Below are 24,539 nucleotides of genomic sequence, written 5' to 3' on the forward strand. Positions count from 1 at the left end.
GTTTTTTTATGGCTGCAGGGCGATTAACCCGCCACAACGACCAGTTTCTGGTTAGCAAACTCTTTGATACCCAGATCAGAGAGTTCACGGCCATAGCCTGAACGTTTCACACCACCAAAAGGCAGTTCCGCTGAGGTGTCGCTCTGCGAGTTGATAAACACCATCCCGGTTTCAATGGCGGAAGCCAGTTTACGACCGCGAGCCGTATCCCGCGTCCAGACTGAGCCACCCAGACCGTAGTGCGAGTCGTTTGCCAGCGCCACAGCCGCATTATCGTCGCCGACGACATAAACCTGCGCCACAGGACCGAAGAACTCCTGATAATAAGCAGGATTATCCGGGGTGATGCCAGTGAGAATGGTTGGCTGATAGAAGCAACCCGCGCCCTCTGCCGCTTTACCGCCTGTCACCAGTGTTGCGCCATTAGCGACCGCTTCATCGACCTGTTTCACCAGGCGGTCACGTGCATCAGCAGAAGAGAGCGGGCCAAGTGTGGTTTTCTCATCCAGCGGATCGCCCAGCGTTGCAGAACTCAGCGCAGCACTGAACTGGCTGATAAAGCGATCGGCAATTTTCTCATGCAAAATAAAGCGTTTTGCGGCAGTACAAACCTGACCGCAATTGCTGAGACGTGCCTGCACGCCCTGACGCACGGCTTCGTCAAGATCCGCATCATCCAGCACCACAAACACATCATTGCCGCCCAGTTCCAGCGTCGATTTCTTAAGATACTTACCAGCCTGCTCAGCAACGGCGCTTCCTGCGCGCTCTGAACCGGTCAGGGCAACACCCTGCACGCGATCGTCAGCAATCAGATCGGCAACCTGCTCGTTTGATATGAACAGGTTAGTCCAGGCCCCTTCAGGCGCACCCGCTTCACGAACCAGTTTTTCAAACACATCGGCACAATGCGGCACAATATTGGCATGTTTCGCCAGAACAGGGTTGCCCAGCGCCAGGTTAGGTGCCAGTACGCGCATCAGCTGATAGTAAGGGAAGTTCCACGGCTCGACGGCAACTAACACGCCAATCGGGTGATACTCAACCCAGGCCTCGCCCAGCTCGCTGGGATAGGCCTGCGGCTGCAGAATACGTTCGGCATGCTCTGCGTAGTAGCGGGCAATCTGTGAACAGATTTTCACTTCGCCACGACTCTGACCAATCAGCTTACCCATCTCTTTACTGGCGATGGTTGCCAGCTCTTCCGCGCGGCTATCAATCAGGTCAGCCAGTTTTTTCAATACCTGCAGACGTGGCTGAATTTCACCTTTGCTCCATGAAGAGTGGAAAAGACGATCGGCCACGTCCAGCGCATGGCTGACAGCCGATTCATCATGTGAAGGCCAGCTTTTCAGCAATTCATTGTTTGCGGGATTAATGCTTTGATAGGAAGACATAACGTACTCCTTGGTGAGCTAAAAAAGTGAGGGCGGGAAATTCCCGCCCCTGAATCAGACGTTCTTACGTTCTACGGGCTTATCATCCCAGGTCAGGAGATCTTTATCGGTCTTTTCAAAGGCGCGAATGAGCACATCGTCGCTGCCTTGCTGACGCCAGATCTCTTCTGCCAGTCTTTCATCGTAATTCGCCACTTCGAAAATGGCCTCGGCAATTTCAGGGGAGGTATGACGCAAACTTGCCCATTCGCCAACGTGATGTGCTTTCGATTGTTCAGTAGACATACTTTTCTCCTTGATTAAATCAGTCCTGCAGTTTCACAGTCAGTCCGGCAACATGTTCACCCTGAAAACGGGCAATATTGAGTTCCGCCTCTGTAGGCTGACGCGAGCCATCGCCGCCCGCCAGCGTGGTCGCACCATAGGGTGTGCCACCACGAACCTGAGAAATATCAAACAGCTCTTTGGTTCCGTAGCCGATAGGAACGATGACCATGCCGTGATGGGCCAGAGTGGTCCAGACTGACGTAATAGTCTGTTCCTGACCGCCGCCAGTACCGGTTGAGGTAAAGACACTGGCAACCTTGCCAAACAGTGCACCCGATGCCCAGAGACCGCCAGTGCGATCCCAGAACGTCCGCATCTGCCCGGCCATGTTGCCAAAGCGGGTCGGGGTACCGACGATAATTGCGTCATAGTGCGGCAGCATCTCAGGCGAAGCTTCTGCAGCCTGCTGATTGGTTTTGCCGCCCACCTGTGCAAAGCGATCGGCCTCCATTGTTTCTGGTACCCGCAGGATATCCACTTCCGCGCCGGGAACCCGACGAGCGCCTTCTGCAACTGCGTTCGCCATTGTTTCAATATGTCCGTACATCGAGTAGTAGAGCACCAGAATCTTGGCCATAAATCTCTCCAGGTGGTTTTGACGTCCAGAAAAAGTATAGAAGAGCTTTTGTTTTACGCAGGCGATACAGACATCGTGGCGAATGAATCGGGCAATAATCCTGCAGATAATCGGTGATAAACCGGCGTAATGTTCGTTCTTTAAGCAAATTACTGGTGATTACTCTGTTGCGAAATGTGACTGCATGATGAGTTTATGCAGAGTCTGGCTATTATTTAAGCATGGGCTGGTTTCGCACTTCAGCCTTCTGCTTTTGGTTCTTTATTAATCGCACTACGCGAAAGGAGCAAATCATGACAGCACATCGTGGAGGTTCAGGAAATTTTGCTGAAAACCGTGAGCGTGCCGCTGAAGCGGGACGTAAAGGCGGAAAAAACAGCGGCGGTAATTTTAAAAATGATCCGCAGCGCGCAGCACGCGCCGGTGAGAAAGGGGGACGCAGCAGCCCTAAAAAAGCGGACGCATAACCTGGCGTTCACCGCCGGCGCTTACCGGCGGTGAACGTCGTTGCTTTTCCTCCTCGCTCTCACCACAATATCGTCCGGACACATCATCAGGTGAATTATGTCGGACACACCCCGCGGTTTAACCCTGCGCCTGACGCGGCAGGAGCTGGTATTACTTTTTATCACCATGATCTGGGGCGGCACCTTTCTGGTGGTGCATCGGGCGATGCAGCACTCCGGTCCATTCTTCTTTGTTGGCCTGCGTTTTGCCACCGCCGCGCTACTGCTGGCCTTTTTTTTCCGGCGGTATCTGGCGGGCATGACCTGGCTGGAGGTGAAAGCGGGCACGCTGATAGGCCTGTCGATCGCCGGTGGCTATGGCCTGCAGACCTGGGGAATGCAGACCATCTCCAGCAGTCAATCTGCTTTCCTTACCGCACTTTATGTTCCGGTGGTGCCGTTGCTACAGTGGCTGTTTTTACGCCGTCCGCCGGGCATCATGTCATGGCTGGGGATTGTGCTGGCGTTTACCGGATTACTGCTGGTGGCCGGGCCGCAGGATGGCCGTATTAGCCTGAATGCTGGTGAAATAGCGACGCTGCTCAGCACGCTGGCAATTGCCGCCGAGATCATCCTGATCAGTCGTTATGCCGGCAAGGTCGATGTGCGCCGCGTGACGTTGATCCAGCTGGCGGTGGCGTCTGTGTCTGCCTTTGTTTTGATGGTCCCCAATGGCGAGACGGTGCCCGCAATATCAACACCACTGCTGCTCAGTGCTCTGGGACTGGGTGCGGCCAGTGCGCTGATTCAGGTCACCATGAACTGGGCGCAACGCAGCGTTTCGCCAACCCGTGCCACGGTAATTTATGCCGGAGAGCCAGTATGGGCTGGGGTAGTAGGACGTATTGCGGGTGAGCGTCTGCCTGCTCTGGCGTTGCTGGGTGGGGCGCTGATCGTCTGCGGGGTGATCGTCAGTGAACTGCGGCTGAAACGAAAAAAAGCGGTGCAGCCTGTAGCCACACCGCTGGAGTAGTTAACCCTGCTGCCGCGCAAGCGGCTTTTCCTGCGATGCCCCACTGCGGCGTCGCAGAATGGCATTCAGGATAATCGCGCCAAACGTGGCGGTACCGATTCCACCAAGTGTGAAAGAGCCGATTTTCAGCGCGAAATCCCCTGCACCAAGAACCAGCGTGGTAGCGACCATAATCAGGTTGCTGTTCTGACCTAAATCAACATGGTTCTGCACCCAGATGCGTGCGCCTGCCACCGCAATCAGTCCGAACACCACAATGGATGCGCCGCCAATTACCGGGGCCGGAATGGTGTGGATCAGCGCACCAAACTTCGGCGAGAAACCGGCGAGGATAGCGATGACGGCCGCCGCAACAAATGCCAGCGTGGAGTAGACTTTAGTCACGGCCATCACGCCAATATTCTCGGCATAGGTCGTCACGCCACTTCCGCCGATCGAACCAGAGAGCATGGTGGCCAGTCCATCCCCGACAAAAGCACGTCCCATGTAAGGATCGAGGTTACGGCCGGTCATGCCCGCCACCGCTTTCAGATGCCCGAGGTTTTCAGCCACCAGAATGATCGCCACCGGCGCAATCAGCACCATCGCCTGCAGATCAAAAGTGGGTGCGGTGGTGTGCGGCAGGCCAAACCAGGCAGCCTGTGACAGCATCGTAAAATCGACCGGTTTGCCCAGTCCGAGACCGTTGGTCAGAATCGCATAGATCGCCCACGCCAGAATCAGGCCGACCAGAATCAGCAGACGCTGAATCATCCCGTGGGTAAACACCGCCACCAGACCGATACAGAGCACGGTCATCACCGCGACCCAGCTGTCGAATGAAGAGGCAGAGACGCTGTGAACCGCGATTGGAGCCAGATTCAGCCCGATCGCCATCACCACCGCGCCTGTCACTACCGGCGGCATCAGGTTTTCGATCCAGCGCGTGCCTGACTTCATTACCACCAGCCCAATCAGCGTGTAAAGAACGCCACAGGCGATGACACCGCCCAGCGCCACGCTGAGATTTGGATTCAGTCCCTGACCACTGAAGCCGGTTACCGCAATCACCACGCCAACAAAGGCGGCGCTTGACCCAAGATAACTGGGTACCCGACCACCGGTAATAAAGAAGAACAGCAGCGTGCCAATACCCGAGACCAGAATCGCCAGATTGGGATCCAGCCCCATCAGCAGCGGCATCAGCACCGTTGCGCCAAACATCGCCACCGCATGCTGTAAACCCAGCACCAGCGTTTGTCCCAGAGGGAGTGTCTCATCCGGGGCGATAATACCGTTTTCTGTTAGTGCCGACTTCTTTTGCCATTGCGGAAACCAGGATCGTGCCATCGTCTACTCCAGAGCGTGATGAATGCCGGTGGGTTACAGGGAAGTGTTAACAGGCATCCTGCCGCATCAGGGGATGATATCCCCGGTCAAACCATGCCAGGCCGTGGGTATCATCGTTACGAACCAGGCCCACGACTTCACAGAACAGCGTGTCATGCGTACCGACGCTGACAATCTGCGTGATACGACAGTCAAAGGAGGCCACTGCGCCGCTCAGTACCGGCGATCCGGTCACGGCCGTTGACCACTCAGCCGCAATGAAACGATCAGCCATTGGCGTTTTTCCGCCGAAAAGATTGGAAAGCGTTTCGTGTCCTGCAGCCAGCGTGTTGACGCAGAGCTGCATGTTTTCGCGGAATACAGAGTAAACCGAGGCAGAGCGATTCAGGCAGACCAGCAGCGTCGGTGGCGAATCAGTGACGCTGCACACAGCAGAAGCGGTAAAGCCTGCGCGGCCAGCCGGTCCTTCAGTGGTAATAATGTTGACCGCAGCACCCAGCCGCGACATCGCATTACGAAACTCTGTTTTCTCAACGGCTGGGGTAAGGGTTTCCAGGCTCATAGTGTTCTCCGCGAAAGGGTTATCCTGCGACGCGCTGCAGCGGCTGCACGTCATCAGTCTGATCCAGCCACTGCAGCAGCAGGGCATTAAATTTTTCAGGGTCGGTGACGCTCATGGCGTGGCCGCCCCAGGCCATCATCTGTTCAGTGGCGTTGGGCAGCGTCGCGGCCAGCTCGGTTGAGCAGCTCCACGGCACCAGCAGATCGTCCTGGCTGGCAATCACCAGCACCGGTTGCGGAATGGCGGCGGCCCGTGCGCTGAAATCGGCGCTCATCAGGGCGTGCAGCCGACGCATCAGGTTTTCCATCCCCTGAAAATGGGTGATGTGATGGCTATCCTCCTGCTCCAGCCGCGTCTGATGCTCTGCCATCCACTCCGCAGGATAGAGAAACAGCGGCTGAGCACGAACAAAAGCCTCGACGCCGACATTGAGCAGCAGATCCTGCCGTACCTGGAAGCAGCGGCGGGTATGCGGATGCAGTGTCAGCCAGCCGTTAATTACCACGATCCTTTCAATCCGATCCGGATAATCCAGCGCCAGCTGCATCCCCACCAGACCGCCCAGCGCGTGACCGATCAGGCTGAAGCGCAGGATGCCGTGCTGCGCCAGCGCCTCGGCCAGCTCTGCGGCCATCATCGCCATGCTGTAACCTTCCGGTAAACTCTCCGCGCTGCGACCGGTCCCGCGCTGGTCATAGAGCACGACCCGATAGCGTGCGGTCAGTGCCGCCAGCTGTGGCTGCCAGAAACCCGCCACCCCGCCCAGACCCGAAGAGAGCACCAGCGTCGGTGCCTCAGGGTTTTGCAGACCCAGAAAATCCAGCTGCATCAGACCTCCGGTTTGCCGATGTGCGCCACGCTGGCGATTTCAATCAGCGCGTCAGGCTTGACCAGTCCGCACTGAATGCAGAAACGTGCCGGTTTTTCACCCGGGAAGTATTCGGCGTAAACCTCATTCACCGCGGCGTAATTCGACCAGTCGGTGATGAAGATCGAGTTAAAAGTCACATCAGCCATGCTGCCACCGGCGGTCTCAATCACCTTTTTAATCGTGTCCAGCACGTGGCGGGTCTGCGCGGCGGCGTCACCCACATGGACGACATTGTTGTCACCATCAAACGGCAACGTACCTGAGACATAGACCACGCCATCCGCCAGCGTGCCGGGGACAAACGGGGCGATAGGTGTGGTGGTGCCTGGCGGAACAATGATACTTTTCGGCATAGTGACGTCCTTTTAGTGGATTAGCGGGTATTCAGGCTTTCGCAGAAGGTATCGACATCCGATACCCAGCCAAAAAAGGTTTCGATATTGAACAGGGCCGCCTGCTGTGCAAAGGGCGGACCCGCCTGGTAGGTGGCGTCTTCCAGCACCACACCGAAATATTCCAGGAAGAAGCCGTCGCGTAGTGTCGATTCGACACAGACGTTGGTGGCGATGCCGGTGAAAATCAGATGCCGGATCCCGCGACTGCGCAGCGTGCTGTCAAGTGAGGTGTTATAGAAACCGCTGTAGCGCGATTTTGGCAGCACAATGTCACCCGGCTGCGGCACCAGTTCATCCACCAGCGCGTAATCCCAGCCGCCCTTCGACAGCAGCGTGCCCTGCAGTTCAGGCCGTTTGCGCATGGTTTTTAGCGCATTCGATTTGTGGAAGTTAGGGGAACCGGCATCACCCGCTTCAACATAGTCACTGTCCCAGCCGTTCTGGAACCAGATGATTTGAACGCCAGCGGCACGGGCCGCGGTCACCGCCTGATGAATTTTCGCAATCACCGGTTTCGTGGCAGACACATCAAACCCGGCCAGATCGAGGTAACCTCCTTCAGTGGCGTAGGCATTCTGCATATCCACAACAATCAGCGCTGTCTGACCTGGCGGAAAGGCGATCGGCTCTGGACGGGCAGGCAGTTCGACCTGAGGAAGCGCCTGAGTATGGGCGCAATAAACGGTACTCATCATGCCACCTCCTGCTGTGCATCAAGCAGGGCACTACGACAGGTCATGAGGGGCTGAATGTGCTGACCGAAGTTTTCAATACCTTCCAGGAAATCATCAAAGGTCAGCAGCACGCCGTGCGTGCCTTCAACCTGCGCCACTTCATCCAGCATCCGCGCTACGTTTGCGTATGAACCGACCAGGGTGCCCATATTGATATTGACCGCTGAGGTCGGATCCGCCATCTGACGTACATTGGTGTCACTGCCCGATTTGGTGTCCTGCTGACTCTGGGTGGTAAGCCATGAAAGCGCCTCTTCATCCGCTCCCGCTTTGTAGTGTTCCCACTTAGCCCGCGCTTCTTCGTCAGTTTCGGCAGCAATGATCATAAACAGCACATAGGAGCCGACATCGCGACCCGCTTTTTCAGCGGCCTGCTTCATGCGAATCGAGGTCGGGCTGAATGCAGAAGGGGTGTTCACACCTTTGCCGAAGCAGAAGTTGTAATCGGCGTGCTGAGCAGAGAAGGCCATGCCGGCATCGCTCTGTCCGGCGCAGATAACTTTCATCGGGCGCTGTGGCTGCGGACTGACGCGGCAGTCGTTCATGGTGAAGAACTCACCTTTAAAGTCCGATTTTCCGGTGCCCCACAGGTCACGCAGCACGGTAACGTACTCGGTCAGATAAGAATAACGGCTGCCGAAGTACTCATCGCCAGGCCACATTCCCATTTGTTCATATTCTGGTTTCTGCCAGCCGGTTACCAGGTTGACACCGAAACGACCGCCTGAAATGGAATCAATGGTGGACGCCATGCGCGCCACAATGGCCGGAGGCAGCGTCAGGGTGGCCGCAGTGGCATAGATCTCAATACGTGACGTGACAGCAGCCAGGCCTGCCATCAGCGTGAATGACTCCAGGTTATGATCCCAGAATTCTGTTTTACCGCCAAAGCCGCGCAGTTTGATCATCGAGAGCGCAAAGTCGAAATGGTAATGCTCTGCTTTCAGCACAATGGCTTTGTTCAGTTCAAACGTTGGCATGTACTGCGGCGCATTGGATGAAATCAGCCAGCCATTGTTACCAATCGGAATAAAGACGCCTATCTTCATGTGAAACCTCGTTGCGATGGGGGAAAGGTATTTCACGCGCTGCACTGCATCCTGCTACGTCCTTGTGGGCTGCGCTCAGTCACAATTCTGCAAACTGTGTGCCACATTTTTTATTTTTTTAAATAACAATGAGTTAAATTTAACCCGAAAGAGGTAAGTGGAGTCACTGGTCCATTTCGGACCATCTGGTCAAAATTCGCTGCACGTTTTACATGCAACCTGGGCAAAAAAGGTGCAGGTCGTGGATTGGGCAGCAATGAATCCCTTTGCTATGATGCGCTGACACCAGATGGATGAGGTAAACCTGTGAATACCGATGAAAAAAAACCAACGCGTCGATCGCGTGCGGTTGCAGCGAAGCGGGCCGCTATACTGGAAGCGGCGTTAACATTCTTTTCACAGTTTGGCATTCACGGCACCAGCCTTGATAAGGTGGCTGAGCTGGCCGATGTCTCTAAAACCAATCTGCTCTACTATTTTCCCTCAAAAGAAGTGCTTTATGTGGCGGTGCTTAAGCAGATTCTGGATGTCTGGCTGGCTCCGTTGCGTGCCCTGGCCCACGATCAGGATCCGCTCGTCGCTATTCGGCGCTACATCCGGCTGAAGCTGGAAGTGTCGCGCGATCATCCTCAGGCTTCGCGGCTGTTCTGTCTGGAGATGCTGCAGGGCGCACCGCTGCTGAAAGGTGAGCTGGCGGGCGATCTCAAGCAACTGGTGGATGACAAGGCGGCCATTATTGAACGCTGGATTGATGAGGGACGGCTGGCAGGCGTTCAGCCGCAGCATCTGATCTTTATGCTATGGGCCACCACACAGCATTACGCCGATTTTGCTACCCAGGTTGAGGCTGTCACCGGTCAGACACTCAGCGATCCGGCGTTTTTCGACCAGGCTGTTGATAATGTTCAGCGCATGATCATTGAAGGGATTCGCGTACGCTAAATCGGGCCACATTCATCGTTCGGTAACGGAGTGAATTAATGGATTCTGTTTCGCAGTTCGTACTGGGTGCCTCAGTCAGTGTTGCCGTGATGGGACGACGGGCGCCGATCTGGCAGGCCGCGCTGGTGGGCGGTGTCTGCGGCACCTTACCCGATCTGGATGTGTTTATTGACCACGGCGATGCGATACGCAACATGACGCTGCATCGCACAGAAACGCATGCGTTGCTCTGGCTTACGCTGGCATCGCCACTGATTGCCTGGCTCGTAGCAGCACTGTGTCGTCAGCGGGTGAAGTGGCTGGCATGGTGGCCTGCGATCTGGCTGGCTCTGATTACCCATCCGCTGCTTGATTTGATGACGGTTTATGGTACCCAGCTTGGTCTGCCACTCACCGATTATCCCTATGCCATCGGCAGTATTTATATCGTTGATCCCCTTTATACATTTCCACTGCTGACAGGGCTGGGCGTTGCGCTCTGGCGTCGCGGTGACAAAGGCATCCGCGGTAACCGTGTCGGACTGACGCTGAGTACACTGTATCTGGTCTGGAGCGTGGTGATTCAGGGCGTGGCAGGCTGGCAAATTCGGGCGTCGCTGACGACACAGGGGATTGCGGCTAATCACGTGCTGGTAACGCCCACTGCGTTTAATACGCTGGTCTGGCGCAGCGTGATTATGACGCCGGAACGCTACGGCGAAGCTTACTGGTCACTGCTCTCGCCGTCGCGTCCCCTGCAGGTGACATGGTATCCGCGGCATCCTGAGCTGTTTGACGCTTTTCGGGGCAGCTGGTATGCAGAACGTGTCGCCTGGTTCAGCCACGGTTTTTACGCCCTGCGTGAGCAGGATGGAGAGACGACAATTGCCGACCTTCGTATGGGCGAAGGCGATAGCTATACGTTCACCTTTGGTCTGGGCTCGCCTCAGCATCCCGATGCACGGCCACAGCGTTTACCTTATGAACGCCCCTCTTTATCCGCCATTTTCTCGTCACTGGGCGAGCGCCTGTAAAAAAGCCCGGTCAGATGACCGGGCTTTTTCCATGCTGTTACCGATTAGCGGCTGCGACGATTACGCAGCATCCAGCCCACACCCAGCAGGGCAAACCAGAGTGGCGTAACCATCAGCGCCTGGCGCGTATCTTCCTGTAGCGTCAGCAGCACCAGCACAAAGGCGAAGAAGGCCATGCAAACCCAGCACATGAATTTGCCGAGCGGCATCTTAAAGGCCGACTCCGCATGGCGCTGCGGATGCTTTTTACGGTAGGCCAGGTAGCTGCACAGAATGATGGTCCAGACGAACATAAACAGGATGGCGGAGACGGTCGTCACCAGCGTAAAAACCTTCATGACATCCGGGATCAAATAGATCAACGCTACGCCAATCAGCAGGCAGAGGCAGGAGAAAAACAGACCCGTGGTAGGGACCGCACGGGCGGAAAGCCGGCCAAACGCGCGACTGGCGACACCCTGCTGCGACAGGCCATAGAGCATACGGCTGGTGGAGAAGATACCGCTGTTAGCTGAAGAGGCGGCAGAGGTCAGCACCACAAAGTTGACGATACTCGCTGCAGCAGGCAGACCAATCAGGACGAACATCTCAACAAACGGACTGCGATCGGCCATGACCTGGGTCCACGGCGTTACCGCCATAATGACCATCAGTGCCAGCACGTAGAACATGATCACCCTGAGTGGAATCGCATTGATAGCACGCGGTAAGACTTTATGCGGATTGTGGGTTTCAGCTGCTGCCGTGCCCACCAGTTCAATACCGACAAAGGCAAACACCGCAATCTGAAACCCGGCAAAGAAGCCGCTGAGACCTTTCGGGAACATCCCGCCGTGATCCCAGATGTTGCTCAGTGCCGCCGTGCCGCCACCCGGTGAAGGATAGTGAACAGACACCAGCACAATCCCGGTCACAATCAGCGCCACAATGGCGACGATTTTAATGATTGCGAACCAGAACTCCATTTCGCCAAACAGCTTGACGGTGGCAATGTTCAGCGCCAGAAAAACCACTACGCAGAGCAGAGCGCTCATCCAGATTGAGAAGCCCGGAAACCAGAACTGGAAATAGGCGCTGATGGCCACCACGTCAGCGATGCCTGTCACCACCCAACAAAACCAGTAAGTCCAGCCAGTAAAATATCCCGCCCACGGACCAAGCAGGTCAGCCGCAAAATCGCTAAAAGATTTGTACTCAAGGTTGGAGAGCAGCAACTCCCCCATGGCGCGCATCACAAAGAACAGCATAAAGCCGATAATCATGTAGACAAAAATGATCGAGGGACCGGCCAGACTGATGGTTTTACCGGAACCCATAAACAGGCCGGTGCCGATAGCGCCACCGATGGCGATTAGCTGGATGTGACGGTTGTGCAGGTTGCGCTGTAATTTATCAGGCGCATCCTGGGTGCGTGCGGTTTCTTTAGATTGATCAACCATAGAATTGTCTTTCCTGTCTTGATGTTGTGTCAGCTCTGCTGGCTGTTAGTTAAGGCATCTGCCTGAGGGCAAGTCGGATAAGATAGAGGAAGTCACCCCAAAGCCGGTAACAATTTTTTACCTGATGTGATACCGGTCAGGCGCAATGACGGTGGCAGCGGGTCATTCTGGTTATTACTGCGTCAGTCTGAGTAATGATTCATCACGTAATGTCAGGCAGACGGCGTAAAGGGTTTTTTGCCCCTACACTTTTTTTTTGCTTATCATCATGCTGCACAGGGGACTATGCGTACGCTTATCCTGTTTCTGCTGTTAATCGCGCTGGGGTGGGGCAGCTTACCCTGGCTTAAGCAGCATCTGCCGCCGCAGTTCAATCCGTTTACACCGCTCTCTGTCACCGACCCGCCGGGCTGGATGACGCAGATCAAAATGAAAAGGCTGGCCAGCAATCCTGAGGCGTGTCTGGCGGTGATGCGCGGTGCTCAACAGGCGGGTTGGGTCAGTTTCACTGAGCGTCCACCTGTAACAGGTAAATGCCCGCTTACTCATCCGCTGAGGATCCAGAAATTCGGTCCGATCAGCCTCAGCAGCAGTTTTCTCGCCAGCTGTCCTATGGCAGTCGCCAGTACGATGTATGCGCTTCACAGTCGTGAACAGACCGCCAGGGATATGCACAGTCCGCTGGTACGAATTACGCATGTCGGCAGCTATGCCTGTCGTAACATCTATCACCGCACACAAGGGCGGCTTAGCGAGCATGCCACCGCCGATGCGTGGGATGTCACAGGCTTTCAGCTGGCTGATGGTCAGCGGCTTGAGGTCAGTCGTCACTGGCAACAGCCAGAAGAAAAGGCGGCGATGTTACATACGTTGTGGCGTGGCGGCTGTGAGGTGTTCGGCAATGCGCTCGGCCCGGATTACAATGCTGCACATGCCTCACATTTTCATCTGGGTATGCGAGGAGCAGGGTACTGCCGATAAATCATCAGACAGGCTTAATACCGTGTTTGGTTAAGGAGTGTTCTGACAGCGTTTGCAAAACCCACCCAGTTTTCATCGCAGAACCCGAATCACACGGGATTTAGCCTGACGACAGATTAGGGTGCCGAAAAAGCGCCTTTTTCAGGTCCATTATTTAAAATAAATTTACGCCTGCGGGATTAATGGATTGCGCGATTTTTCAGCATCGATGGTGCTAACAGGCTCCACGTTATAATGAAATTTTTTCACGATCTTACTTGTAAGAATAATCGTATTAATATGAATTTGTCTTAAGCGTGATGGGCGATTTTTATTCCGTAAATCTATTTTATGTGGTTCCGGTTTATGGCTATCGATAAAGTGATTTAATTGATTAAAAGAGAATCAGTAATTGATGTACAGATGCTATAAATAGTGTTTTGTGCTATAGCATTATTGACACCGGGAGAGGAGTGAAGCTGATTTTCCCGGCCAGGGCTTAGTGAGGGCAGATAAACAGAAAAGTCCTGCCGTGATGGGAAGGGTTCAGAAGAGAATATCGCCATGCAATGCATGAGCAGAATGTTCTTATTAACAGCGCATGGCCAGGCCTGACGAAGAGAGGCAAAAAAATGAAGGTAGATGTGCCATCATGACCTGCTGAATACCTGCCGGAAGCCGGGAATCTGTCGTGAAGATGAGTAAAACAGCCACATAACTGGCTGCCAGTGCCTGGACTTAAGGCGACAATAACTAAGCCGCGCTTATTTCCTGATGAAAAATATGTCAGTCAACCAGGCCTGCCGTCTCGCTTATAATCGCTATTTAACACATTGTTTACTCGTTATTTACTCAGCGATGTGACGCGTTATTGAATATCTTTATCTGAAATTACTGGCAAATGATAAAGTGATGCCCGATATCGGGGATTGAAATCCTATCAGAAAAATCTTATTCTCATGGGGTGATTGAAATTGCTGTGATCGACCTCACATTACCATTGCCAGCAAGCTTTTTCACTCCGCTCACAAGGTGAAAGGTTAATTGGCCCCGCAGGGCGACGGGTTCATCCCTGACGATGAATTAAATGACTTATGCTAATTTAATTTATCCGATGAATCCGAATGAATATTTCCGCAAGAGCGAGTGAAATTAACGTTGAGGCAATATGAGTACTGAAAATTATTTCGCCTGGCGAAGTGAGGTGAAACAACAATTTCAGGCATTAATGGCATGTTCTGATTTGAAGCCATTATTGCAACAATTTACTGAGTCATTAGGTTTCGATTATTTCGCTTTTTTGATTCAGCATCCGGTGCCCTTTAGCCGGCCGCGTATTCATCTGCATAGCACCTATCCCAAATTATGGGTTAAACGTTATGAGAAGCAGAATTATTACGCTGTCGATCCAGTACTCTCGCTGTGTCAGCGACCGGGAAGAGGGTTGATGTGGACAGAAGAAATGTTCGCTGGTGCCGGCAATCTGTGGCGTGAGGCAAGAGAGTATGGGCTGCAGAGCGGATTTTCTTGCTCTGCAATGGCACCAAATCGCGCGCTTGGTATATTATCTATATCATCGCAACAGCCCATTCCTCTCAAGCTCTGCCACGAAGAGCTTGAAGTAAAACTGCACCTTTTAGCGGAACTAAGCCTGGATACGCTGGAACGCTTTAGCGATGATGCAATGATGGTACTGAAAAAAGAGTTTAGTCAGCGTGAGCTGGAAATTCTGAAATGGACGGGTGAAGGAAAAACGGCGGTCGAAATTTCTCTTATTTTATCCATCTCTGAACATACCGTTAATTTTCACCAAAAAAATATGCAAAAGCGTTTCAATGTTTCCAATAAAACGCAGATTGCCTGCTACGCAGCAGCAATCGGACTGATTTGAACATAAAACAACTGCTACATTTGGCAGTTCCTTTGTACAGGTCTGTTGTCTACCCTGCGCCGGGACTGTGTCAGGCTGGCGCAAAGAAATCATTGTAAAAATGGGGATGTCAGAGGCGCATGATGAAAATAGTGCAAACGCAATTAAAGGATATGCCATCCTCGTTGCTTGCCGAACTCGGCAGCTACCGTTACAGCGTCTTTGCGCGCGGCGAAGGGTGGTCAATACCGCCCCGTCTGAGTACGCCAGGACAGGAATATGATCGCTATGATCGTTCAGATGTGACCTGGTTAATCGCATGGAATGCGCGTGAAGGAATCAGCGGCTGTGCACGTCTGATGCCCTGGTTTGAACCTGAGCAGAGCGAAGGCATTGTGCTGCCTTTCAGCCATGAGAGAGTGTGGGAAATGTCGCGCTTCTCGGCCCGGCTGGAGGTCGACGCCGAACTGCCGCTGAATATTCTCTGGCACGCGGTGCAGATGGCAGAACTCAATGGCATGGAGTACATCATTAGTTCAGCAACGCCGATGCTGGAAAAGATGTTTGAACAGCATGGGGTGGTGTATGAGCCGCTAACGCCGGGACTTATTCTGTCAGAAGATAATCTGTTTGCGATCAGGATTCCGGTGGAACAGCCAGCGCTGGCAGAGAAGTATCGGGGAACAAGGCGTTTCAGTCCGGAAGAGGTACTGCCAACGCTGGGCGTTTCCGTTAACTGGCAGGCGCACAGTTAGCGTATATGCCCCCGCCACTGGGGGCAAAAGCGTTACTGACGGTAGGCCGTTTTAATCTGCTTAATGGTGTTGCTGAACACTTCCGCCTGAGGCTTGTCGCCCAGCGTCTGTACATAGCGTTCCATGTTGATAATCACTTTTCCAGCATCAGCCTGGCCCATACCTTTCAGGATCAGGGTGATCATCATCTTCAGCCCCGCGATTTCATCCGCTAATTTCCGGGCTTCCTGCGAAGTTGCAAAATCTTCATCGCTCATGTGTATCTCCTTGGTGAATGACAACGTGTCGGCAATCTGTCCGAACAGCAGTGCGTGAGTATATCACAGCGTCAGTATGTTGCTGATGCAGCCGGTTCGTTTCGTCTGAAACAGCAGGTTTGTCCAGTGCAACTAATCAATCGCTGAAAGTAATCAACGAGAGCTTCCCAACCGAGCTGACCTGTCACTGCAGCGCCGGGTAACCGTAGTACCAGTTGTTAATGTCATGAAATAGTGAGACTTTAAGGAATGTTTGACGGTGCTTTCTGTTTCAGGAAATGTCTGATAACTCAGGCTGGACCAGACTAAAAGTGAACAGGCTAAGCCAGGACTGTTTTACTTTGTTGATGTGCTTTTGAGGTAAAAGCGGGTATGATTATCGCTTGAAATCGTTAGTCGCTTCCTCTTTTTCAGCCTCTGGAGTTTCCCCGTTGATCAGTGTGCTTCTTGTTGATGACCATGAGCTTGTCCGTACCGGTATCCGTCGCATCCTGGAGGATGTTAAAGGTCTGGCCGTGGTCGGAGAGGCCAACTGTGGTGAGGATGCGGCTAAGTGGTGCCGTGCTAACCAGGTTGATGTGATCCTGATGGACATGAACATGCCTGGCATCGGCGGACTGGAGGCGACGCGCAAAATCGTGCGTTACAATCCCGATATCAAAATCATTATGCTGACTATTCATACGGAAAGTCCGCTGCCTGCTAAAGTTATGCAGGCGGGGGCAGCAGGCTACCTCAGTAAAGGGGCAGCACCCCAGGAAGTGGTCAATGCAATTCGCTCGGTGAATGCCGGACAGCGATATATCGCATCAGACATCGCTCAGCAGATGGCCCTGAGTCAGATTGAGCCGCAAAAAGCGGAATCCCCCTTTAGCTGTTTGTCGGAAAGGGAATTGCAGATTATGCTGATGATCACCCGGGGACAAAAGGTGACGGAAATTTCAGAGCAGTTAAATCTCAGTCCTAAAACCGTTAACAGTTACCGCTATCGGATGTTCAGTAAGCTGAATATCAGTGGCGATGTAGAGTTAACGCATCTGGCCATTCGACATGGCCTCTATAATGCGGAGCCGTTAATCAGTAGTGAATGACGTTTTTGATTCCAAAGCCTTTTTGAGTACGGTAACCAGCAAGCCCGGTGTTTACCGCATGTATGACGCCTCAGGCACCGTCATCTATGTAGGCAAAGCCAAAGACCTGAAGAAGCGTCTGACCAGTTACTTCCGCGTTCAGGTCGGCAGCCGAAAAACCGAAGCGCTGGTCAGCAATATCCAGCACATCGATGTCACCGTCACCCACACCGAAACCGAAGCGCTGCTGCTTGAACATAACTACATCAAGCTCTACCAGCCGCGCTATAACGTTCTGCTGCGCGACGATAAATCGTATCCCTACATCTTTCTCAGCAGCGATACTCATCCGCGACTGGCGATGCACCGTGGGGCAAAGCATGCCAAAGGCGAATATTTTGGCCCGTTCCCGAACGGCTATGCGGTGCGTGAAACGCTGGGACTGTTGCAAAAAGTTTTCCCCATTCGCCAGTGCGAAAATAGCGTCTACCGCAATCGCTCCCGGCCCTGTCTGCAATATCAGATTGGTCGCTGTCTCGGCCCCTGTGTTGCCGGGCTGGTCAGTGAGGAAGAGTATGCGCAGCAGACCGACTATGTGCGCCTGTTCCTGGCCGGTAAAGATGATCAGGTGCTTAACCAGCTGGTTAAACGTATGGAAGAGGCGAGCATTGGCCTGCGTTTCGAAGAAGCGGCCCGGCTGCGCGATCAGATTCAGGCCGTGCGGCGCATCACCGAAAAACAGTTTGTCTCCAATCAGGGCGATGACCTGGATGTGATGGGTGTGGCTTATGAGGCGGGCATGGCCTGTCTTCACGTGCTGTTCATTCGTCAGGGCAAAGTGCTGGGCAGCCGCAGCTACTTCCCGAAGGTGCCTGTGGACACTGATTTGGCCGAAGTCGTGCAGACCTTCGTCGGGCAGTTCTACCTGCAGGGCAGTGAAGCACGTACGCTGCCTGGCGACATCCTGCTGGACTTTACTTTGCCAGAGCGCGAGTTGCTGGCAGAGTCCCTAAGTGAACTGGCGGGACGTCGGGTTAACATTCAAAGCAAGCCACGCGGTGATCGCGCCCGCTATCTCAAGCTGGCGCGCACCAACGCCGCGACAGCGTTAACCACGCGTCTGTCTCAGCACTCTACCATCCACCAGCGGCTGAATGCGCTGGCAGAGTTTCTTGAGCTCGACAAGATCACACGCATGGAGTGTTTTGATATCAGTCACACCATGGGTGAGCAGACCATCGCCTCCTGCGTGGTGTTTGACCAGAATGGTCCGCTGCGTGCCGACTATCGTCGCTACAACATTACCGGCATTACGCCGGGAGATGACTACGCCGCCATGAACCAGGTGTTGCGACGCCGGTATGGCAAAGCGATTGAAGAAGATAAGATCCCCGACGTGATTTTGATTGATGGCGGTAAAGGTCAGCTGTCACAGGCGATACAGGTCTTTGCCGAGCTGGATGTGCCCTGGGATAAAAACCAGCCCATTTTACTCGGCGTTGCTAAAGGCAGCGACCGTAAAGCCGGTCTGGAAACGCTGTTCTTTGAGGCTGAAGGGGAGGGCGTTTCGATGCCACCTGATGCACCTGCACTGCATGTGATTCAACACATTCGTGATGACGCTCACAATCATGCAATTTCAGGTCACCGAAAAAAACGGGCCAAAGTGAAGAACACCAGTGCACTGGAAAGCATCGAAGGCGTCGGGCCGAAACGACGTCAGCAACTGCTTAAGTACATGGGAGGCCTGCAACCGTTAATGAATGCCTCGGTGGAGGAGATCGCAAATGTACCAGGCATCTCGCATGCGCTGGCAGAAAAAATATACTATTCCTTGAAACACTAACATTGAAACGGGGGGGGCAATGTAGGAACATAGGTTAAATTCTACCTATATCCAGACAGTTACCGGCATATGCAATTAAACATCCCGACGTGTCTCACCCTGTTTCGAGTTGTGCTCATCCCGTTCTTTGTGCTGGCTTTCTATCTGCCGTTCATTTGGGCGCCGCTGGCTACTGCACTGATCTTTATTTTTGCTGCTGTTACCGACTGGTTTGATGGCTTTCTGGCGCGCCGCTGGAAGCAGACGACGCGCTTTGGCGCATTCCTCGATCCGGTTGCTGATAAAGTGCTGGTCGCGATAGCGCTGGTGCTGGTGGCAGAACATTTTCACGCATGGTGGATTACTCTGCCAGCGGCAACCATGATTGCCCGCGAGATCATTATCTCTGCGCTGCGTGAATGGATGGCGGAGATTGGCAAGCGCAGTAGTGTTTCTGTCTCCTGGATTGGTAAAGTCAAAACGACTGCGCAAATGTTGTCTCTCTTCGCACTGCTGTGGCGCCCAGATGCCACCGTTGTAGCGATTGGCGTGGTGGCGTTATACATTGCTGCAGTGCTGACTTTCTGGTCGATGTTCCAGTATTTAAGCGCGGCGCGCGGTGATTTGCTCGAACCGTGATCGATACGATTTAAAAAGCAGCAAACGGATGGTCTGTGAGGATAATTTTATTGACTCATTGCGTCATCTAAGTAGAATGCATCGCATCGAACGGCAGCCAGGCTGCCAGAAGATAAACAAAATCAGCAGGTTCGATAAGATTGCTGAAAATTGCGGGAATAGCTCAGTTGGTAGAGCACGACCTTGCCAAGGTCGGGGTCGCGAGTTCGAGTCTCGTTTCCCGCTCCAGATTCGCATGTCAGGTTAGCCTGGCGGCATCATAGTTTAAGGCGCGTTGGCAGAGTGGCTATGCAGCGGATTGCAAATCCGTGTACCTCGGTTCGACTCCGGGACGCGCCTCCAGTTACACCCAGCCCGGGTGGTGAAATCGGTAGACACAAGGGATTTAAAATCCCTCGGCTGTAAGGCTGTGCGGGTTCAAGTCCCGCCCCGGGCACCATATCGCTTTACCAATAAAATCAATGATAAGCAGTGTCGTCAAGCCGCCCCTCAGAGGCGGTTTTTTTGTGCCCGGAATCTGGCATGGCTGGCACCTCACATCCTTAGGCTTTTCAACTGGCATCACGTCTCAGTGCTGAATAACCGTTCATTATCCGTGTCACTGCTTTGCCAATTCAAACCTGATTACATCTGATTTCATTCATTTTTGCGGCCTGAGTCGAATTTCATAACCTGTTGAAACAGGTTGGTTTATCGTAAAGTGGTGGGTATTATTTGCCGTTGCAGAGACGTTAACGTCAATGACCAGACCTTTCAAACATGACTCAGCCCTTTCGGCTTTACCGCCGGTTATTGGTATTGTCGCCAGCCAGTTGCTCAATCCGTATCAACAGAAAATGCTGGACGAGGTAACGCGGCAACTTAATGTTCGCGGTGCTATCACCGTGCTGTTGAGTGCCGATAGCGAAGAAGCTCTGACAGCACTCATCCGGCAGGCGAAACCGCTTGCGACGCGGGGGTTGATACTGCTACCCGGCAACCGCATTACAGATACCTGCAATTTGCCGGTGCTTGAGATTGACGCGGAGCCTGAACTGCAAGCGGATGCGCGGCGGGCAGGGGAAGTAACATCGGAATTACTGCTCGCGGAAGGGCATCAGCGGTTTGGCTTTATGCAAAGCCAGCCTGTTGAAGGCGCGCAAAAGCAGGGCTATAGCACGGCACTACAGGCGGCGGGCAGGGTGCTGAATGCTGTGCTGACTTCAGAGGCAGATGATCGTGATGGCGCGTATCAGGCGATGATGGATTATTTGAAAAAGACCCGTGCCGCCGATCGTATTCAGGCACTCTTCTGTGAAAGCGATCTCCTGGCCTTTGGTGCGATACAGGCAATCCGTGATTTTGGTCAGGGTGCCCACATTGCGGTGGCGGGATTTGGAGACAGTGAGGAAGCCCGGAGCTCTACCTGGCATCTTACCAGCTGGTCACCTGATATCAGGCAAATTATGGGCAACGCGTTAGATCGCTGGTTGGGGCAGCACGTTGTCACCAGTCAAGTGCAGGGGCAATTAGCGCGTCGCCACTCCCATTTTGGCAAAATTGCGCCAGGAGAAATGTCAGCCTGCGGCTGCGCCTTTCGGCATTAGCCAGCCTGCAACGCAGACTGGCTGAAACAGACTATCCCTGCGGTTGTCCTGCCGGGCCAACACCGCCTGGTGCGCCAACTGGCTGCTGCCCGCCCGGAGGGGGTGGTGGAGCCTCTTTGCCTGGCGGCGGTGGCGGTGGTGCATGCCACAGGCGTCAAACCAGAGCGGGTCAATTGATTATATGCACGATGCGCCGGTCTGCGGCAGACGTTGCCTGACCTTCATTGTGGTGGATGATTTTTAAACGCTAAACGCTAAACGCTAAATGCTAAATGCTATACGCTGACGATAGAAACCGACCTTAATGTCCGGCTCAACGAGTCGTCCCTGGGCTGGACAAGGGCGTGGTAAATCACGACTAATACCTGAAGATGCGGCTGGACTCCGGGCCAGAACAGATCTCATTGGCGCTGGCAGGATGGGCCGAAGAACATGGCGTGCAGCTCGAATTTATCGAGCCGGACATACTGGCTAGAAACCCTGGATTTTTAGCTGCTCATAACACTAAATGAAGCACGAGAAATTACAGAGCGCTGGCTGATAGAATATAAAAATGAGCGGCCTTATGAATCCCTGAGCATCCTGACTCCGGAATGGAGCAACTGATGGCTGAAAATTGGAACTTTTAGAGGTGTGTATGGGACCAACGCTGGGATGCTCACACATCCATCTTCGTTGAGGTAAAAACGGGTGTTTGCATTTGCTTCTTCAATATTTACACCATTGCATTTTAAATTTGAATTGATTAACGTTCATGTGATGAAAAATTCGAATAGAATTTTCAGGTAGACAAGATTTAGTTGATAAGTTATTGAAATCGTATGGTTCCCCATGCAGAGCGAATTTTTCGAAAGATTGATGCTGGTCATAGGAGTCGTTATCAATTCAGGATTCTTAGCTTTCTTCAGGTCATAAACGTTGAAGTTATTCAGGTGCTGAGAGTTAACACGTTTTATTTGGTCGCTAAAGATGTTGCCAAACCGTCTGATGGAATTTGGAAAACTCAGCGCTAGGATGTTGTGTGACGCGAAGATAAAGATAAAATACTGGTAGATCAATGGGTTATGGAGTGTTGAATTAGTCTGTTGTCAAGTGGTATTACTCATCAAGGTTATAAGCAGTATCAAACATAAAATGTAATTGGGGGTGCTATGGACAGAAAACTCAGTGTTTATAACTACACACGCAATAGAGATAAGTTACTGGCAAATCTTGTCAATATTATAGAGGGTATGACATGTGACGGAAAGGTTGATGCAAAAGAATTACTTTACCTTGATACCTGGTTATTAGAAGCAGAGGCCATCAGCGAAAATTATTGCGTACAGGTAATTAGGGATAAAATTACTGCCATTTTAGAAGATGGTATCATCGAAGAAGTTGAATTGAAGAAATTTAAAGACGACTTAATAAATATTCAACAAAATCTTCTCGACACTCCTGATATTGATTTCTATTCAACCGAATCAGATAAACACCTGCTTGAAGGTTTGTGCAAAGGCATGCTGTCGAATCATGAGCTAACGGAAGATGAGATTCGCTATCTTCGTTGGTGGTTATCCAATAATGGTTTGTTAAAGACAAACTTCCCCGGTAAAGACCTTTATCTTCTAATCGAGAAAATTTTAGCTGATGGTGTTGTTACACCTGTTGAAAGAGAAGAACTTAAAGAGGCCATGATAGCTTTTACAGGTTGCGATTTAGCCACTGGATCGGTTGATGGTCTTTCAATTCGTTCACCACTTGAACATGTGGATGAGTTAAAACTCAAGGGCGCTGTGATTTGTCTTACAGGAAAGTTTCTTTGTGGATCGCGTTCCTCATGTGCCGCTGAAATTGAATCGGCAGGCGGAATTGTAATCGATGACATTACTCAAAAATTGGATTACCTGATTATTGGAACTCTAAGCTCAAGAGACTGGCGCTATCAAAGCTATGGACGAAAAATAGAAAAAGCTATTGAGTATCGTGAAAAGGGACACTCCTTGAAGATCATCAGCGAAGAACATTGGCGCCAGCATTCTGCATGATGCTCATTATGTGGTCATGTTTATAAGCCCGAAATATAATATTGATCACTATTGTTATATACAGCAAGGTTTCCTCATTTTTTTTGAGGGACTTGTACAACTGTCAGAAAATCCTAAACTGTAAGCGGGCATGTAATTTTTACACACCGGGTAGGGGAAATAAGCTAATTTGTAAAAGTTTTGCAACTCGAGGCGTAGCTTTACCCTTATGAGAGAGACTCATTAAAGGTAGCGATTCCAGTACAAATGCGATTGAGGCAGAAGCTCGCACGGTTCGCCTTAGTGAGTGAGTTGGTGATTGGTATGAATTACATGGATGGTCTTTGACCAATGGCGATGCAAGGCTGCAAAAAATTGAAATCACTCTGTCATAACCTTTGTGATCCAGATGCTTTCGCACTAAACCAGGAAATGTATGCGGGCTATCGTAAGCAGCGATTGGCGGGAGACTTCACCGCTAATCCAAAGCATGGTATCAAGAAACTACCGAAAGAAGCTACAGTAAACCGTGAACACGCTTACTTACGTGCAGTGTTTAATCAACTAAAAAGGGTGGGACGTTGGAAAAGTGATAATCCACTCGATTGTTTACGGCTCTTTCGCGAGAGTGAAAACGAACTGTCATTCTTACACGATGAAGATATTAAAAGATTACTCCATGAGTGTGACGTATCATCAAATAAAGATCCTGGCATTATTGTGCGTATTTGCCTTGCAACCGGCGCCCGTTGGAGTGAAGCCGAGCAGTTGAGGCAATCTCAAGTTATGCCATTTCGAATCACCTATACCAATACGAAAAGTAAAAAGAATCGCACTATCCCAATATCGAAAGGACTTCATGCCTTAATTCCGAAAAGTCGCAGTCGTCTATTTGACAATGCTTATGATGCTTTCGGGTTTGCGATCGAAAGAGCAAATATTGAATTGCCGAACGGTAAACGCACCCATGTTTTGAGACATACGTTTGCAAGTCACTTCATGATGAATGGTGGAAATATACTGGTGTTGCAACAAATACTAGGACACTCAACCATTCAAATGACGATGCGGTATAGCCACTTTTCACCAGAACATTTAGAAGCAGCAATCAATCTTAACCCATTTGATAGATTAGGAAAGGAGGCCGTAAAGTGATTTCTCTTAGACAGTATCTTAATATGAGCACGGCAAGAAATTTTCATCTTCTCACAACTGCATTAGGCGTGATTATTTTTCTTGTTTATTGCTTGAGAATTAATTTTTTCCCAACAGGAATGTCTCTTTCCGATGTAATTTTCTTCCTTCTGGTAACATTGTCTTTTTTGCTATTAATGGGTTTTACATTCTGTGGCTGGTATTCAACAGGATGCATCATAGTATGGTTGTTTTTGAAATCATCCTTGTTAATTTGTAGAAAGATGAATAAAACCCATAGTAAGTTCTATAGAAATACA

At 52.0% G+C, this 24,539-nt stretch carries 24 protein-coding genes, 3 tRNA genes and 1 pseudogene; 17 read left to right on the top strand and 11 right to left on the bottom strand.

All coding sequences use genetic code 11. The features are described from left to right. Window positions 1-23: 23 nt before the first annotated feature. The 3 genes from NP77_RS17095 to wrbA are packed head-to-tail and all read right to left on the bottom strand — an operon-like array spanning window position 24 to window position 2,301. A complete protein-coding gene (locus tag NP77_RS17095) occupies window positions 24-1,397 on the bottom strand; it encodes an NAD-dependent succinate-semialdehyde dehydrogenase (protein WP_008925885.1) in 1,374 nt (457 codons plus the stop codon). Between the two features lie 54 nt (window positions 1,398-1,451). Further along, the gene (locus tag NP77_RS17100; RefSeq protein WP_003850006.1) at window positions 1,452-1,682 is read right to left on the bottom strand and encodes a YccJ family protein; all 231 of its coding nucleotides are present in this window, start codon (window positions 1,680-1,682) and stop codon (window positions 1,452-1,454) included. 19 nt (window positions 1,683-1,701) lie between these two features. Beyond that, window positions 1,702-2,301 carry an NAD(P)H:quinone oxidoreductase gene (gene wrbA, locus NP77_RS17105; RefSeq protein ID WP_003850004.1) on the bottom strand — a complete coding sequence of 200 codons (600 nt, stop codon included), beginning with the start codon at window positions 2,299-2,301 and terminating at the stop codon, window positions 1,702-1,704. Between the two features lie 293 nt (window positions 2,302-2,594). On the opposite strand from wrbA, the gene NP77_RS17110 reads away from it, so the two are divergent. Both NP77_RS17110 and NP77_RS17115 read left to right on the top strand, forming a co-directional pair. Then, complete coding sequence (locus NP77_RS17110; protein ID WP_003850002.1) at window positions 2,595-2,768, top strand: general stress protein; 174 nt, start codon at window positions 2,595-2,597, stop codon at window positions 2,766-2,768. Between the two features lie 97 nt (window positions 2,769-2,865). Beyond that, a complete protein-coding gene (locus tag NP77_RS17115) occupies window positions 2,866-3,780 on the top strand; it encodes a DMT family transporter (protein WP_008925886.1) in 915 nt (304 codons plus the stop codon). Here NP77_RS17115 and rutG read toward each other — a convergent pair whose 3' ends face one another. The 6 genes from rutG to rutA are packed head-to-tail and all read right to left on the bottom strand — an operon-like array spanning window position 3,781 to window position 8,720. Beyond that, window positions 3,781-5,109, bottom strand: a complete 1,329-nt coding sequence (gene rutG, locus NP77_RS17120) for a pyrimidine utilization transport protein G (protein WP_039660967.1) — start codon at window positions 5,107-5,109, stop codon at window positions 3,781-3,783. Window positions 5,110-5,155: 46 nt separating this feature from the next. Next, window positions 5,156-5,671 (bottom strand): NADH-dependent FMN reductase RutF, encoded by a 516-nt coding sequence (rutF, locus tag NP77_RS17125; RefSeq protein ID WP_003849996.1) that lies wholly within the window; start codon window positions 5,669-5,671, stop codon window positions 5,156-5,158. Window positions 5,672-5,690: 19 nt separating this feature from the next. After that, window positions 5,691-6,500 carry a pyrimidine utilization protein D gene (gene rutD / locus NP77_RS17130; RefSeq protein WP_008925889.1) on the bottom strand — a complete coding sequence of 270 codons (810 nt, stop codon included), beginning with the start codon at window positions 6,498-6,500 and terminating at the stop codon, window positions 5,691-5,693. Then, window positions 6,500-6,895, bottom strand: a complete 396-nt coding sequence (rutC, locus tag NP77_RS17135; RefSeq protein ID WP_003849994.1) for a pyrimidine utilization protein C — start codon at window positions 6,893-6,895, stop codon at window positions 6,500-6,502. The genes rutD and rutC overlap by 1 nt, the downstream gene beginning before the upstream one ends. 20 nt (window positions 6,896-6,915) lie before the next feature. Beyond that, window positions 6,916-7,629 carry a pyrimidine utilization protein B gene (rutB, locus tag NP77_RS17140; RefSeq protein WP_033743177.1) on the bottom strand — a complete coding sequence of 238 codons (714 nt, stop codon included), beginning with the start codon at window positions 7,627-7,629 and terminating at the stop codon, window positions 6,916-6,918. Continuing rightward, the gene (rutA, locus tag NP77_RS17145; RefSeq protein ID WP_039660968.1) at window positions 7,629-8,720 is read right to left on the bottom strand and encodes a pyrimidine utilization protein A; all 1,092 of its coding nucleotides are present in this window, start codon (window positions 8,718-8,720) and stop codon (window positions 7,629-7,631) included. Before rutA ends, rutB begins: the two co-directional genes overlap by 1 nt. Window positions 8,721-9,026: 306 nt before the next feature. Here rutA and rutR point away from each other — a divergent pair, with 306 nt between their 5' ends. Continuing rightward, complete coding sequence (gene rutR, locus NP77_RS17150; RefSeq protein WP_003849991.1) at window positions 9,027-9,662, top strand: HTH-type transcriptional regulator RutR; 636 nt, start codon at window positions 9,027-9,029, stop codon at window positions 9,660-9,662. Window positions 9,663-9,700: 38 nt separating this feature from the next. Further along, window positions 9,701-10,675 carry a metal-dependent hydrolase gene (locus NP77_RS17155; protein ID WP_003849990.1) on the top strand — a complete coding sequence of 325 codons (975 nt, stop codon included), beginning with the start codon at window positions 9,701-9,703 and terminating at the stop codon, window positions 10,673-10,675. 44 nt (window positions 10,676-10,719) lie between these two features. Here the strand turns inward: NP77_RS17155 and cycA are convergent, their stop codons facing one another. Further along, window positions 10,720-12,114: a D-serine/D-alanine/glycine transporter gene (gene cycA, locus NP77_RS17160; protein WP_039660971.1), complete on the bottom strand. Its 1,395-nt coding sequence runs from the start codon at window positions 12,112-12,114 to the stop codon at window positions 10,720-10,722. Window positions 12,115-12,399: 285 nt separating this feature from the next. Between cycA and NP77_RS17165 the strand changes: the two genes are divergently transcribed. The 3 genes from NP77_RS17165 to NP77_RS17175 all read left to right on the top strand — a co-directional run bounded on the left by NP77_RS17165 (window position 12,400) and on the right by NP77_RS17175 (window position 15,699). Next, window positions 12,400-13,095 carry an extensin family protein gene (locus NP77_RS17165; protein WP_039660973.1) on the top strand — a complete coding sequence of 232 codons (696 nt, stop codon included), beginning with the start codon at window positions 12,400-12,402 and terminating at the stop codon, window positions 13,093-13,095. 1,147 nt (window positions 13,096-14,242) lie between these two features. Beyond that, a complete protein-coding gene (gene sdiA, locus NP77_RS17170) occupies window positions 14,243-14,965 on the top strand; it encodes a transcriptional regulator SdiA (protein ID WP_003849987.1) in 723 nt (240 codons plus the stop codon). 122 nt (window positions 14,966-15,087) lie between these two features. Next, complete coding sequence (locus NP77_RS17175) at window positions 15,088-15,699, top strand: acyl-homoserine-lactone synthase (RefSeq protein ID WP_003849985.1); 612 nt, start codon at window positions 15,088-15,090, stop codon at window positions 15,697-15,699. A gap of 32 nt (window positions 15,700-15,731) precedes the next feature. Here the strand turns inward: NP77_RS17175 and NP77_RS17180 are convergent, their stop codons facing one another. After that, window positions 15,732-15,956: a DUF2594 family protein gene (locus NP77_RS17180; protein WP_003849983.1), complete on the bottom strand. Its 225-nt coding sequence runs from the start codon at window positions 15,954-15,956 to the stop codon at window positions 15,732-15,734. A 431-nt stretch (window positions 15,957-16,387) separates the two neighbouring features. Between NP77_RS17180 and uvrY the strand changes: the two genes are divergently transcribed. The 10 genes and pseudogenes from uvrY (at window position 16,388) to NP77_RS17235 (ending at window position 24,240) form a co-directional block, all read left to right on the top strand. Beyond that, entirely contained in the window at window positions 16,388-17,047 is a 660-nt protein-coding gene (gene uvrY, locus NP77_RS17185; RefSeq protein ID WP_039660975.1) for a UvrY/SirA/GacA family response regulator transcription factor, read from the top strand. After that, window positions 17,040-18,872 (top strand): excinuclease ABC subunit UvrC, encoded by a 1,833-nt coding sequence (gene uvrC / locus NP77_RS17190; RefSeq protein ID WP_039660976.1) that lies wholly within the window; start codon window positions 17,040-17,042, stop codon window positions 18,870-18,872. Before uvrY ends, uvrC begins: the two co-directional genes overlap by 8 nt. 69 nt (window positions 18,873-18,941) lie before the next feature. Then, the gene (gene pgsA, locus NP77_RS17195; RefSeq protein ID WP_008925896.1) at window positions 18,942-19,490 is read left to right on the top strand and encodes a CDP-diacylglycerol--glycerol-3-phosphate 3-phosphatidyltransferase; all 549 of its coding nucleotides are present in this window, start codon (window positions 18,942-18,944) and stop codon (window positions 19,488-19,490) included. 152 nt (window positions 19,491-19,642) lie between these two features. Beyond that, window positions 19,643-19,718: transfer RNA gene (locus NP77_RS17200), tRNA-Gly, on the top strand. 40 nt (window positions 19,719-19,758) lie between these two features. Then, window positions 19,759-19,832 (top strand) — tRNA-Cys (locus NP77_RS17205). A 10-nt stretch (window positions 19,833-19,842) separates the two neighbouring features. After that, a tRNA-Leu gene (locus tag NP77_RS17210) sits at window positions 19,843-19,929 on the top strand. A gap of 301 nt (window positions 19,930-20,230) precedes the next feature. Further along, on the top strand, window positions 20,231-21,076 hold the full coding sequence (locus NP77_RS17215) for a substrate-binding domain-containing protein (protein ID WP_039660978.1): 846 nt from the start codon (window positions 20,231-20,233) through the stop codon (window positions 21,074-21,076). 145 nt (window positions 21,077-21,221) lie between these two features. Continuing rightward, window positions 21,222-21,682: pseudogene (locus tag NP77_RS23865) on the top strand (IS3 family transposase); the annotation flags it as partial. Window positions 21,683-22,227: 545 nt separating this feature from the next. Next, window positions 22,228-23,106: a BRCT domain-containing protein gene (locus NP77_RS17230; RefSeq protein ID WP_039660980.1), complete on the top strand. Its 879-nt coding sequence runs from the start codon at window positions 22,228-22,230 to the stop codon at window positions 23,104-23,106. Window positions 23,107-23,436: 330 nt separating this feature from the next. Continuing rightward, on the top strand, window positions 23,437-24,240 hold the full coding sequence (locus NP77_RS17235) for a tyrosine-type recombinase/integrase (protein WP_231572339.1): 804 nt from the start codon (window positions 23,437-23,439) through the stop codon (window positions 24,238-24,240). The last annotated feature ends 299 nt before the right edge of the window (window positions 24,241-24,539 follow it).

This window comes from Pantoea sp. MBLJ3, from assembly GCF_000816655.1.
Taxonomy (GTDB): domain Bacteria; phylum Pseudomonadota; class Gammaproteobacteria; order Enterobacterales; family Enterobacteriaceae; genus Pantoea; species Pantoea eucalypti.